This window comes from Streptomyces sp. NPDC023481 (genome assembly GCF_055560195.1).
In genome coordinates this window covers 131,718-144,009 of the sequence record NZ_JBVHJE010000009.1, presented here as the reverse complement: position 1 = coordinate 144,009, position 12,292 = coordinate 131,718, and the positions used below count along the sequence as shown (strand labels likewise).

At 72.4% G+C, this 12,292-nt stretch carries 12 protein-coding genes; 7 read left to right on the top strand and 5 right to left on the bottom strand.

The window, feature by feature from the left end; translation table 11 throughout:
* Positions 1-113: 113 nt before the first annotated feature.
* From ACZ3ZD_RS19470 to ACZ3ZD_RS19460, 3 genes are read left to right on the top strand one after another with little or no spacing between them, the layout of a single operon-like run.
* A complete protein-coding gene (locus tag ACZ3ZD_RS19470; protein WP_467398732.1) occupies positions 114-1,430 on the top strand; it encodes an ABC transporter substrate-binding protein in 1,317 nt (438 codons plus the stop codon).
* The gene (locus tag ACZ3ZD_RS19465) at positions 1,430-2,293 is read left to right on the top strand and encodes a carbohydrate ABC transporter permease (protein WP_467398730.1); all 864 of its coding nucleotides are present in this window, start codon (positions 1,430-1,432) and stop codon (positions 2,291-2,293) included. Before ACZ3ZD_RS19470 ends, ACZ3ZD_RS19465 begins: the two co-directional genes overlap by 1 nt.
* Positions 2,290-3,120 carry a carbohydrate ABC transporter permease gene (locus tag ACZ3ZD_RS19460; RefSeq protein ID WP_467398727.1) on the top strand — a complete coding sequence of 277 codons (831 nt, stop codon included), beginning with the start codon at positions 2,290-2,292 and terminating at the stop codon, positions 3,118-3,120. The genes ACZ3ZD_RS19465 and ACZ3ZD_RS19460 overlap by 4 nt, the downstream gene beginning before the upstream one ends.
* 19 nt (positions 3,121-3,139) lie before the next feature.
* Here ACZ3ZD_RS19460 and ACZ3ZD_RS19455 read toward each other — a convergent pair whose 3' ends face one another.
* From ACZ3ZD_RS19455 to ACZ3ZD_RS19445, 3 genes are all read right to left on the bottom strand, one after another.
* Complete coding sequence (locus ACZ3ZD_RS19455; RefSeq protein ID WP_467398726.1) at positions 3,140-4,429, bottom strand: ribonuclease D; 1,290 nt, start codon at positions 4,427-4,429, stop codon at positions 3,140-3,142.
* 147 nt (positions 4,430-4,576) lie between these two features.
* The gene (locus tag ACZ3ZD_RS19450; protein ID WP_467398724.1) at positions 4,577-5,236 is read right to left on the bottom strand and encodes a helix-turn-helix transcriptional regulator; all 660 of its coding nucleotides are present in this window, start codon (positions 5,234-5,236) and stop codon (positions 4,577-4,579) included.
* Positions 5,237-5,495: 259 nt separating this feature from the next.
* Complete coding sequence (locus ACZ3ZD_RS19445; RefSeq protein ID WP_467398721.1) at positions 5,496-6,173, bottom strand: DUF3000 domain-containing protein; 678 nt, start codon at positions 6,171-6,173, stop codon at positions 5,496-5,498.
* Positions 6,174-6,291: 118 nt separating this feature from the next.
* Between ACZ3ZD_RS19445 and hemE the strand changes: the two genes are divergently transcribed.
* Positions 6,292-7,350, top strand: a complete 1,059-nt coding sequence (hemE, locus tag ACZ3ZD_RS19440; RefSeq protein ID WP_467398719.1) for a uroporphyrinogen decarboxylase — start codon at positions 6,292-6,294, stop codon at positions 7,348-7,350.
* A 13-nt stretch (positions 7,351-7,363) separates the two neighbouring features.
* Here the strand turns inward: hemE and ACZ3ZD_RS19435 are convergent, their stop codons facing one another.
* On the bottom strand, positions 7,364-8,188 hold the full coding sequence (locus ACZ3ZD_RS19435) for a rhomboid family intramembrane serine protease (protein ID WP_467398717.1): 825 nt from the start codon (positions 8,186-8,188) through the stop codon (positions 7,364-7,366).
* 92 nt (positions 8,189-8,280) lie between these two features.
* On the opposite strand from ACZ3ZD_RS19435, the gene ACZ3ZD_RS19430 reads away from it, so the two are divergent.
* Positions 8,281-8,562, top strand: coding sequence for a hypothetical protein (locus tag ACZ3ZD_RS19430; protein WP_467398715.1), 282 nt, complete (start codon positions 8,281-8,283; stop codon positions 8,560-8,562).
* A gap of 7 nt (positions 8,563-8,569) precedes the next feature.
* Here ACZ3ZD_RS19430 and ACZ3ZD_RS19425 read toward each other — a convergent pair whose 3' ends face one another.
* Positions 8,570-9,967: an FAD-dependent oxidoreductase gene (locus tag ACZ3ZD_RS19425; RefSeq protein ID WP_467398712.1), complete on the bottom strand. Its 1,398-nt coding sequence runs from the start codon at positions 9,965-9,967 to the stop codon at positions 8,570-8,572.
* A gap of 112 nt (positions 9,968-10,079) precedes the next feature.
* On the opposite strand from ACZ3ZD_RS19425, the gene hemG reads away from it, so the two are divergent.
* Both hemG and hemQ read left to right on the top strand, forming a co-directional pair.
* On the top strand, positions 10,080-11,534 hold the full coding sequence (gene hemG / locus ACZ3ZD_RS19420) for a protoporphyrinogen oxidase (RefSeq protein ID WP_467398710.1): 1,455 nt from the start codon (positions 10,080-10,082) through the stop codon (positions 11,532-11,534).
* A gap of 5 nt (positions 11,535-11,539) precedes the next feature.
* The gene (hemQ, locus tag ACZ3ZD_RS19415; RefSeq protein ID WP_467398707.1) at positions 11,540-12,271 is read left to right on the top strand and encodes a hydrogen peroxide-dependent heme synthase; all 732 of its coding nucleotides are present in this window, start codon (positions 11,540-11,542) and stop codon (positions 12,269-12,271) included.
* Positions 12,272-12,292: the final 21 nt, after the last annotated feature.

The window sequence follows — 12,292 nt, the reverse complement described above, 5'->3', positions numbered from 1 at the left end:
TCCCCATCCTTGGCGGGATTGGGACTTTACCGGTTGAGAAAGCGCTGTCAGAGTGCGGAACCAGCCAACCCCGCACGTGCTCGTCCGTCACTTCACGAACGGAGCTGATGCACATGAACCGCCGCACGACCCTCTCCACGGTCCTGGCCGCCGGCGCCCTCCTGCTCGCGGGCTGCACCGGCACCGCGGGCTCCACCCGGGGCGCCGACGCCGAGGCACCCACCGACCCGGCCCGGGTGAGCGGCACCATCACGGTCCTCACCCAGCGCACCGACCTCGTACAGGACGGCACGATGGACCGCTACGCGGCCGCGTTCAACCGGACGTACCCGAAGGTGAAGGTGAAGTTCCAGGCCCTCACCGACTACGAGTCCGAGGTCAAGATCCGGATGAACACCGAGAACTACGGTGACGTCCTGATGATCCCCGGCGTCATCAAGAAGAGCGACTACCCGAGGTTCTTCGCCTCGCTCGGCACCCGGGCGGAGCGCGCGAAGAAGTACCGGTTCACCGACTTCACCACCGTCGACGGCAAGGTGTACGGGCAGAGCCCGATCGGCGTGACCCCCGGCTTCGTCTACAACAAGCGCGTCTGGAAGCAGGCCGGGATCACCCGGTGGCCCACCACGCCCGCCGAGTTCCTCACCGCGCTGAAGGCGGTCAAGGACAGGACCGGCGCCGTCCCCTACTACACCAACTTCGCCGCCGGCTGGCCGCTGACCTCCTGGACCTCCGTCAACGGCTCCGTGCACTGCGACACCGGCGCCACCACGAAACTCGCCGAGGGCGACCCGTGGGCCGCGGGCGCCGACCTGCGCGTCGGGGACACCCTCCTGTACGACATCGTCCACCAGGGCCTGGCCGAGAAGGACCCGACCACCACCAACTGGGAAGCGTCCAAGGGCCGGTTGGCCAAGGGCGAGGTCGCCACCGAGTGGCTCGGCACCTGGGCGGTCATCCAGTTCCGGGACGCCGCCGAGCAGGCCGGCCGAAGCCCCGACGACATCGGCTTCATGCCCTTCCCGGCCCAGGTCGGCGGGAAGTTCTGCGCGGTGGTCGGCCCCGACTACAACCAGGCCGTCAACGTCCACTCCGCGCACAAGGAGGCGGCCCGCGCCTGGATCGACTGGTTCACCGACAAGTCCGGCTACGACAGGGACAACCTGGCGGTCTCCCCGCTGAAGGACGCGCCCCTGCCGAGCGTCCTCAAGCCGTACGAGGACGCGGGCGTGAAGCTGATCGAGCTGGACGACACGGCCGGCGCCCGGGTCAAGCAGATCGACTCCGAGTCCGAGGTCGGCATCAACGCCCCCGACTACCGCCAGAAGCTGGTCGACCTCGCGCGCGGCGCCCGCGGCGGCACCCTCGACGGCTTCCTGGACGACCTCGGCCGCAAGTGGACCGCGGCGGCGAAGAGGGCGGGGTCCTGATGCGGTGGCGCACCCTCACCCCCTGGCTGTTCCTGCTCGCCCCGCTCGCCTTCCTGATCACCTTCACCTACGCGCCGATCGTCAACATGGTCGCGTACAGCTTCACCGACTGGGACGGCGTCAGCCCCGAACTGCACTACACCGGCGCCCACAACTACGCGGAGATCTTCACCCGCCGGGACCTCTTCGAGGTCTTCTTCGTCAGCGGCTACTACCTGACCGCGTCCGTCGTGCAGATCGTCGCCGCGCTCTACTTCGCGACGGTCCTGAGCTTCAAGGTCCGCTTCCGCAACTTCTTCAAGGGCGTGCTGTTCTTCCCGTCCCTGATCAACGGCGTGGCGATCGGCTTCGTCTTCCTCTACTTCTTCCAGGACGGCGGCACCCTCGACACCGTGCTCGGCCTGTTCGGCGTGCACTCCGACCACGCCTGGCTGGGCAGCCCGTTCTCGGCGAACACCTCACTGGCCGGCGTCTCGGTGTGGCGCTACCTCGGCCTGAACTTCGTGCTGTTCCTCGGCGCGATCCAGTCCATCCCCGGCGAGCTGTACGAGGCGGCCGAGCTGGACGGAGCCGGCCGGTGGCAGCAGTTCCGCCACATCATCGCCCCCGGCATCAAACCGGTCGTCACCCTCACGGTCATCCTGTCCGTCTCGGGCTCCCTGTCGGTCTTCGAGGTGCCGTACATCATGACCGGCGGCGCGACCGGCACCGAGACCTTCGTGACCCAGTCGGTGAAGCTGGCCTTCCAGTACAACAAGACCGGCCTCGCCTCGGCGGCCGCCGTGGTCCTGCTGCTGATCGTCCTGGCGGTGACCTGGCTGCAGCGTCGGCTCGTCCCCGACGACCGGGTGGACCTCGTATGACCCGCCGCGTCGCCGCCCGCGTCCTGGTCTACACGAGCCTGGTCGCCGCCACGCTCGTGGTCCTGCTCCCGCTGGCCGTGGTCCTGCTCACCTCCCTGAAGTCCTCCCGGGAGATGACCGACGGCAGCGGGGCCCTCACCCCGCCCGAGAACCCGCTGAACCTGCACAACTACGTGACCGCCTTCCAGGACGGCCGGATGCTCGGCGCGTTCGGGAACACCCTCTTCATCGTGGTGTTCGCCATCGGCGGCACGGTCCTGATCGGCTCGATGACGGCCTACGCCATCGACCGGTTCACCTTCCGCTTCAAGAAGCTGGTGGTGGCCCTGTTCCTGCTGGCCGCGCTGGTCCCCGGAGTGACCACCCAGGTGGCCACCTTCCAGATCGTGACCGGCTTCGGCCTGTTCGACACCCGCTGGGCGCCGATCGTGCTCTACATGGGCACGGACATCGTCTCGATCTACATCTTCCTGCAGTTCATCCGCTCGATCCCCGTCTCCCTGGACGAGGCGGCCCGGCTGGACGGCGCGAACGCGTTCACCATCTACCGCCGGATCATCCTGCCGCTGCTGAAACCGGCGACCGCCACGGTGGTGATCGTGAAGGGGATCGCCGTCTACAACGACTTCTACATCCCCTTCCTCTACATGCCCTCCCAGGATCTTGGCGTGATCTCGACGTCCCTGTTCCGCTTCCGCGGCCCCTACGGCGCCCACTGGGAGGTCATCTCGGCGGGCACGGTCCTGGTGATCCTGCCGACCCTGATCGTCTTCCTCGCACTCCAGCGGTTCGTCTACAACGGCTTCATGCGGGGAGCGACCAAGTGAGGCACGCCCCCCGCCGCGCCTAGGCCCCCTGTGCCGCCAGCGCGTCCACCAGCACCGGGGTGACCAGCTGCGCCTGCCACGGCCGCGCGCCGTGCCCGGTGAGCGCGCGCTCGACGGAGTCGGCGTCGACCACCTTCGGCGGCTCCCAGCAGATCCGCCGCACGGTGTCCGGGGCGACCACGTTCTCCTGGGGCATGTTCAGCCGTTCGGCGAGGGCGGACACCCCCGCCCGGGCGGCGGACAGCCGGGCCGCGGCGGCCGGATCCTTGTCGGCCCACGCCCGGGGCGGCGGCGGACCGGTCACCGGCTGCCCCGGCTGCGGCAGCGCGCTGTCGGGAAGGGCCTTGGCCCGGTCGACGGCGGCCTGCCACTGCTCCAGCTGCCGCCGCCCCATCCGGTGTCCGAAGCCGCCCAGCGCGGCCAGGGCGTGGACGCTGCCCGGCAGGGCCAGCGCGGCCTCCACGATGGCGGCGTCGCTCAGCACCTTCCCCGGCGACACGTCCCGGCGCTGGGCGATCCGGTCCCGTGTCTGCCACAGCTCGCGCACCACGGCGAGCTGCCGGCGCCGCCGCACCTTGTGCATCCCGGACGTGCGGCGCCAGGGGTCCTTGCGGGGCTCGGCCGGCGGGGCGGACGCGATCGCGTCGAACTCCTGGAGCGCCCACTCCAGCTTGCCCTGCCGGTCCAGCTCCTTCTCCAGGGCGTCCCGCAGGTCGACGAGCAGCTCGACGTCGAGCGCCGCGTACCGCAGCCAGGGCTCGGGCAGCGGGCGGGTCGACCAGTCGACGGCGGAGTGGCCCTTCTCAAGGACGTAGCCGAGGACGCCCTCCACCATGGCGCCGAGACCGACCCGGGGGAACCCGGCGAGCCGGCCGGCCAGCTCGGTGTCGAACAGGCGGCTGGGAACCATGCCTATCTCGCGCAGGCAGGGCAGGTCCTGGGTGGCCGCGTGCAGCACCCACTCGGCGTCCGACAGGGCCTCGCCGAGTCCGGACAGGTCGGGGCAGGCCACCGGGTCGATCAGCGCCGTGCCGGCGCCCTCGCGGCGCAGCTGCACCAGGTAGGCGCGCTGGCCGTAGCGGTAGCCGGAGGCGCGCTCGGCGTCCACGGCGACGGGGCCGGTTCCGGCGGCGAAGGCGGCGATCACCTGCGCGAGGGCCGCGTCGTCGGCGATCACCGGCGGAACGCCCTCGCGCGGTTCGAGCAAAGGAGTCGGCGCCCCCGTCACAGAAGATCCGGCGTCGTCCGGAGGGGTGCCTCCGGTGGTGCGCAGGGAGCTGTCTGCTGCGGTGTCTTGGGCGTCGGTCACCTGTCAAGGGTATCCGTGTGTGGACGGCGCCCGTCGACGGAACGTTCCGTCGACGGGCGCGCCGGGGTCGTAAACCAGTCAGTCCGGGGCACGGTCCGGTTCACCCGGGTGAGCGGCGGGTTCCGCCGAAAGGGGGTGCGGGTGGGCTCAGTGGATGATGCCCGTACGCAGGGCGACGGCCACCATGCCGGCCCGGTCGCCCGTGCCGAGCTTGCGGGCGATGCGGGCGAGGTGGCTCTTCACGGTGAGGGCGGACAGGCCCATGGACACGCCGATCGCCTTGTTCGACTGGCCCTCCGCGACCAGCCGCAGCACCTCGACCTCCCGTCCGGACAGCTCCCGGTAGCCGCCCGGGTGGCTCGGGGCACCCGGGGGACGGCGGTGCATGCGGGCGGCGGCGCCCAGGGGCGAGGCGCCGGGGCGGCTGGGGAGGCCGATGTTGGTGCGGGTGCCGGTGACGACGTAGCCCTTGACGCCGCCGGCCAGCGCGTTGCGGACCGCGCCGATGTCGTCGGCGGCGGACAGCGCCAGTCCGTTGGGCCAGCCCGCGGCGCGGGTCTCGGACAGCAGGGTGAGGCCGGAGCCGTCGGGCAGGTGGACGTCGGCGACACAGATGTCGCGGGGGTTGCCGATGCGGGGACGAGCCTCCGCGATGGACGAGGCCTCGATGACGTCGCGCACTCCGAGCGCCCACAGGTGGCGGGTGACGGTGGAGCGGACGCGCGGGTCGGCCACGACCACCATGGCGGTCGGCTTGTTCGGGCGGTAGGCGACCAGGCTTGCGGGTTGCTCTAGGAGAACGGACACCAGGCCTCCTGGGTGGGGGACGGGGCCGGCTTGTGGGGAGGAAGCCGGGACGAACCGTGCTTTCAAGGTCACAGTCGTCTTCGGCAGCAAACTCGTCCGCCTTTAGAGAATGATCACGATCTAGTGAGTAACAATCTGTGCAATTCGGACACGCGATCGATCATCCGAAGATCGAGTCGGTTCGAGCGGATGCGATTCGAGTGCGGAAAGTGGCCGTATCGACAAAGAGATGGTCAATCGGGCGTTTCGCGGCGACCACTCAGCGGGACTGGGGGCCCCTGCGCTGCGGCAGGCTCACCACCGACGCGTCCCCCGGCCCGGCCGGCGGCAGCCCCGCGACCTGCGCCAGCAGATCGCACCACGCGGTCAGGTGCGCGGCGGTGTCCGGCACCCCGCCCAGGCCCTCCCGGGGCGTCCAGGACGCCCGGATCTCGATCTGCGAGGCCGGCGGCCGCTCGGCGAGACCCCCGAAGTAGTGCGAGCCGGCCCGCGTGATCGTGCCGCTCGGCTCGCCGTAGCCCAGCCCGCGCGCCGTCAGCGCCCCGGTCAGCCACGACCAGCACACTTCGGGCAGCAGCGGATCGGCCGCCATCTCCGGCTCCAGCTCCGCCCGCACCAGCGTCACCAGCCGGAACGTGCCCCGCCAGGCGTCGTGCCCGGCCGGGTCGTGCAGCAGCACCAGCCGCCCGTCGGCCAGCTCCTGCTCGCCGTCGACCACCACCGCCTCCAGCGCGTACGCGTACGGCGCGAGCCGTTGCGGGGCGGGCGTCGGCTCCACCTCGACCTGCGGCCGCAGCCGGCTGCCGCGCAGGGCCTCCACCGCGGTGCGGAAAGCCGGCGGACCCGGGACACCGGGGTGCCCGTCCGCCTCCTCGGTGTCCTTCGCTTCGCCCGCGCCATCAGCGCTGTCCGACCTTCGTCCGTGAGCCGCAGCCATGCGGGGAAGAGTAAGGGGAAGCAGGGCGTCGTGCAGGGCAAGACACCCCCGGTGAGGCGGGGGGCCGTGCGGGCCCCGGACGGCGGGGGCCGCTCCGGGGGCATGCGAAACTTGCCTCGTGACCGCCAATGACACCCCGCAGCCGACAGCGACGCACGACAGCGCCTTCCTCAGGGCGTGCAGGCGCGAGCCCGTGCCGCACACCCCCGTGTGGTTCATGCGCCAGGCCGGCCGCTCCCTGCCCGAGTACCGCAAGGTGCGCGAGGGCGTCCCGATGCTCGAGTCCTGCATGCGGCCCGAGCTGGTCACCGAGATCACCCTGCAGCCGGTGCGCCGGCACGACGTGGACGCGGCGATCTACTTCAGCGACATCGTCGTCCCGCTGAAGGCCATCGGCATCGACCTCGACATCAAGCCCGGCGTCGGCCCGGTCGTCGAGCAGCCGATCCGCACCCGCGCCGACCTGGCCAGGCTGCGCGACCTCACCCCCGAGGACGTCTCCTACGTCACCGAGGCCATCGGCCTGCTCATCCGCGAACTGGGCGCCACCCCGCTCATCGGGTTCGCCGGCGCGCCGTTCACCCTCGCGAGCTACCTGGTCGAGGGCGGCCCCTCGCGCACGTACGAGAACGCCAAGGCGATGATGTACGGCGACCCCGAACTCTGGGCCGACCTGCTGGACCGGCTCGCCGACATCACGGCCGCCTTCCTGAAGGTCCAGATCGAGGCCGGCGCGAGCGCCGTCCAGCTCTTCGACTCCTGGGCCGGCGCCCTGGCCCCCGCCGACTACCGCACCTCGGTCCTGCCGGCCTCCGCGAAGGTCTTCGACGCCGTCGCCGGGTACGGCGTCCCGCGCATCCACTTCGGCGTCGGCACCGGCGAGCTGCTGAAGCTCATGGGCGAGGCCGGCGCGGACGTCGTCGGCGTCGACTGGCGCGTCCCGCTGGACGAGGCCGCCCGCCGCGTCGGCCCCGGCAAGGCGCTCCAGGGCAACCTGGACCCGACCGTCCTGTTCACCGACAAGGACACCGTCGCCACCAAGGCCCGCGAGGTGCTCGACGCCGCCGCCGGCCTGGAGGGCCACGTCTTCAACCTCGGCCACGGCGTCATGCCGAACACCGACCCGGACGCGCTGACCCGGCTCGTGGAGTACGTCCACACCGCCACCGCGCGCTGAGCCGCCGGCCGGCTCACCAGGAGTAGTGGGGCCGCGCGCGCCTGCCGAACAGCAGGCCGGGCGGCTCCGGCGGGGGAGGCGTGCCCGGCTTGAGCGGCCAGGCGAGCAGCATGCCCGCCACGAAGCCGACCACGTGCGCCGCGTACGCCACCGTGCCCGCGCCGGACACCCCGTGCCCGGACGAGTACACCGCCTGGAGCCCGAACCAGAAGCCCAGCACCAGCCAGGCCGGCAGCCGCAGCGGCAGGAACACCAGGAACGGCACCAGCACCCACACCCTGGCCTTCGGGTACAGCACCAGGTAGGCGCCGAGGACCCCGGCGATCGCGCCGGACGCGCCGATCAGCGGGTCACTGGAACCGGCGTTGAGCAGCGCGAAGCCGTAGCCGGCCGCGTAGCCGCAGACGACGTAGAAGACGAGATAGCGGATGTGGCCCATCCGGTCCTCGACGTTGTTGCCGAAGATCAGCAGAAAGAGCATGTTCCCCAGCAGGTGCAGCCAGCCGCCGTGCAGGAACATCGCCGTGAGGACCGACAGCGCCGGCGACTTGTCGTAGGCGGGCGGTGCCACGACACAGCCCGGGCCGTGCGGGCCGACGCCGACGTCCCCGGTCGGGACCAGCCGGGGCATCTGATGGTGGATCAGCTCCCGGGGGACCGCCGCGTAGTGGTCCATGAAGGCCTGCAGGTCGCACAGCCGGGCCAGCCTGCCGCCGCCCGCCACGGCACCGGCCGTGCCGGGCATGGTGAGGAACACCAGCACGTTGGCGGCGATCAGGGCGTACGTCACCCAGGGGGTGCGGCGCACCGGGTTCACGTCATGGACGGGGATGACCACACAGGAGTACTGCCCGCGATCGGGGCCGCGAATCGGTGAACGCGACCGGGCGGGCGCCCGTATGTGTGCTCAACCGACGTGAGGATCAGGCGATGACGAACGCTCCGCAGGTTCCGGCGATGCACGCCCTGCCCGACGGCGAGGCCGAGCTGTCCGTGGTGGTACGACTGCCCTGGGAGGACGTGGCACGGCTCGGCCAGGAGGCCGGCCGGCTCGCCGCGCAGATGCAGCGGCCGGTGACCCTGGACGAGGCGGTGAGCTACCGCCTGCGCTCCACCCGCCCGTCCGCCACCCACGCCAAGCCCGCCGCCGAACAGCCCCCCGCGGTCACCTCCGGGGTGACCTCCCTGCCACGGATCAGCGGGACCGCCTAGGCGGCGCCTACCGGGCGGCCCGTACCTTCGCCGTCGCCTTCCTCGCCGCCACCAGTACCGGGTCCCACACCGGTGAGAACGGCGGGGCGTAGCCCAGGTCCAGGGCCGTCATCTGCTCCACCGTCATCTGCGCGGTGAGCGCCACCGCCGCGATGTCGACCCGCTTCGCCGCGCCCTCCCTGCCGACGATCTGCACGCCCAGCAGCCGGCCGGTGCGGGACTCGGCGAGCATCTTGACCGTCATGGGGGCGGCGCCGGGGTAGTAGCCGGCCCGGCTGGTCGACTCGACGGTGACCGCCTCGTAGCGCAGGCCGACCCGGCGGGCGTCCTTCTCGCGCAGGCCGGTGCGGGCGATCTCCAGGTCGCAGACCTTGCTGACCGCCGTGCCCACGACACCGGGGAAGGTGGCGTAGCCGCCGCCGGCGTTGGTGCCGATGACCTGCCCGTGCTTGTTGGCGTGGGTGCCGAGCGGGACGTACTGCACCTGCCCGGAGACCAGGTTGAGCACCTCCACGCAGTCGCCGCCCGCCCAGATGTCCTCGTGCCCGCGCACCCGCATCGCCAGGTCGGTGAGCAGTCCGCCATGGGGGCCGAGCGGCAGCCCGGCCGCCCGGGCCAGCGAGGTCTCGGGGCGGACGCCGATGCCCAGGATCACCACGTCCGCCGGGTACTCGGCGTCCTCGGTGGCCACCGCGCGGACCCGGCCGTCCTCGCCGGTGAGGACCTTGGTGACCTCCGCGTCGTTCACCATGGTGATACCGAGGCCCTCCATGGCCTGGTGCACCATCCGGCCCATGTCCGGGTCGAGCGTCGACATGGGCTCCCGGCCCCGGTTGACGACCGTCACCGCGAAGCCCCGGTTGATCAGCGCCTCCGCCATCTCCACGCCGATGTACCCGGCCCCCACGACCACCGCCCGGCGGCCGGACGTCCCGGTCAGCGTGTCCAGCAGGGCCTGGCCGTCGTCCAGGGTCTGCACTCCGTGCACACCGGGCGCGTCCGCGCCGGGCAGGTCGGGGCGGACCGGCCGGGCGCCGGTGGCGATGACGAGCTTGTCGTACGCCGTCCAGGACTCGGCGCCGGAATCGACGTCACGCGCGCGTACCCGCCGCCCCGGCACGTCGATCTCCGTGACCTCGGTCCGCAGCCGCAGATCGATCCCGCGCGCACGGTGCTCCTGGGGTGTCCGGGCGATCAGCCGATCCCGTCCGGAGACCTCGCCGCCCACCCAGTACGGGATACCGCACGCCGAGTACGAGGTGAAGTGGCCGCGCTCGAAGGCCACGATCTCCAGTTCCCCCGGGTCCCTCAGCCGCCGCGCCTGCGACGCCGCGGACATGCCCGCGGCGTCCCCGCCGATCACGACCAGCCGTTCCCCGCCGTCCCGCCCCGCGTTCATGCTCATGCGTACACGCTACGGGGCGCGGCGGTTTCGACGCCGCCCGGCCCGTGCCCGTGCCCGTGCCGGTCACCGGGCCCCGGCGGCGTTGTCGGTGGGGTCTGAGACAGTGGGGGACATGAGCACAACGGGTAGGGGCCTGGGGCACGTCGTCGTGATCGGGGCCGGCATCGCCGGGCTGGCCGCCGCGCACCGGCTGCTGGGGCGCGGCGCGCGGGTGACCGTGCTGGAGGCCGGCGACCGGGTCGGCGGCAAGCTGCTGCCCGGCGAGATCGCCGGCGTGCGGGTCGACCTGGGCGCCGAGTCCATGCTCGCCCGCCGCCCCGAGGCGGTGACGCTCGCGCGCGAGGCGGGACTGGGCGAGGCGCTCCAGCCGCCGGCCACCGCGACCGCCTCGATCTGGACCCGGGGCGCCCTGCGGCCCATGCCCAAGGGCCATGTGATGGGCGTGCCCGGCACCGCCGCCGCGCTGTCCGGCCTGCTCTCCGACGCGGGCCTGGCCCGCATCGAGCGGGACGCCGACCTGCCCCGCACCGAGATCGGCGACGACGTGGCCGTGGGGGAGTACGTGGCGGCCCGGCTCGGCCGCGAGGTCGTCGACCGGCTGGTGGAACCCCTGCTCGGCGGGGTGTACGCGGGCGACGCGTACCGCATCTCGATGCGCTCGGCCGTCCCGCAGCTCTTCCAGGCCGCGCGGGCCCACACCTCCCTCACCGAGGGCGTCCGGGAGATCCAGGCCAGGACCGCCGGGCAGCAGCAGACCGGGCCGGTGTTCACGGGCATCGACGGTGGCATCGGCCGGCTGCCGCTCGCGGTCGCCGACTCCGTGCGCGCGCGGGGCGGCGACATCCTCACCGGGACACCCGCGCGGGAGCTGCGCCGGGAGGCGGCCGGCGGCTGGCGGATCACCGCGGGCGAGCGCGTGCTGCACGCCGACGCCGTGATCGTCGCCGTACCCGCCCCGGCCGCCGCCGCGCTGCTGCGCGCCGAGTCCCCGGGTGCCGCGGCCGAGCTGGCCGCCGTCGAGTACGCCTCGATGGCCCTGGTCACCCTCGCCTACCGGCGCGCCGGACTGCGCCTGCCCGAGGGCAGCGGCTTCCTCGTGCCGCCCGTCGACGGCCGCACCATCAAGGCCGCCACCTTCGCCTCCCACAAGTGGGGCTGGATCGCCGACCAGGACCCGGACGTGCTGGTGCTGCGCACCTCCGTCGGCCGCCACGGCGAGACGGAGGTGCTCGGCCGGGACGACGCCGGCCTGGTGGAGGTCTCCCGGCAGGACCTGCGGGAGGCCACCGGCCTGGACGCCGTGCCCCTGGAGGCCCGGGTCACCCGCTGGACCGACGGCCTGCCCCAGTACCCCGTCGGGCACCACGCGCGCGTGGCCCGCATCCGCGAGCAGGTGGCGAAGCTCCCCGGGCTCGCGGTGTGCGGCGCGCAGTACGACGGCGTCGGCATCCCGGCGTGCATCGCGAGCGCGTACGCGGCGGTGGACCGGCTCGGCGGCGACCCGGGCGCGGTCCGGGAACCGACAGCCGACCCGGTGCAGAGCCTGCACCGCGGAGCGGGAGAATAGGGACCATGAGTGACGACGCCCCCACCACCGAGTCCGGCAGGATCCCGAACAAGGGCAAGCTGGCCAAGGACCTCAACGAGGTCATCCGCTACACCCTGTGGTCGGTCTTCAGGCTGAAGGACGTGCTCCCCGAGGACCGCGCGGGATACGCCGACGAGGTCCAGGAGCTGTTCGACCAGCTCGCCGCCAAGGACGTGACGATCCGCGGCACCTACGACGTCTCCGGCCTGCGCGCCGACGCCGACCTGATGATCTGGTGGCACGCCGAGACCAGCGACCAGCTCCAGGAGGCGTACAACCTCTTCCGCCGCACGAAGCTCGGTCGTGCGCTGGAGCCGGTCTGGTCGAACATGGCGCTGCACCGCCCGGCGGAGTTCAACCGCGCGCACATCCCGGCGTTCCTCGCCGACGAGACGCCCCGGAACTACGTGAGCGTCTACCCCTTCGTGCGCTCCTACGACTGGTACCTGCTGCCCGACGAGGACCGCCGCCGCATGCTCGCCGACCACGGCAAGATGGCCCGCGGCTATCCCGACGTGCGCGCCAACACGGTCGCCTCGTTCTCCCTCGGGGACTACGAGTGGATCCTGGCCTTCGAGGCCGACGAGCTGTACCGCATCGTCGACCTCATGCGCCACCTGCGCGCCTCCGAGGCCCGGATGCACGTCCGCGAGGAGGTCCCGTTCTTCACGGGCCGCCGCAAGGACCTCGGCGAACTGGTGGCGGGCCTGGCCTGACCCCTGCCCGGCGGGGCAGCG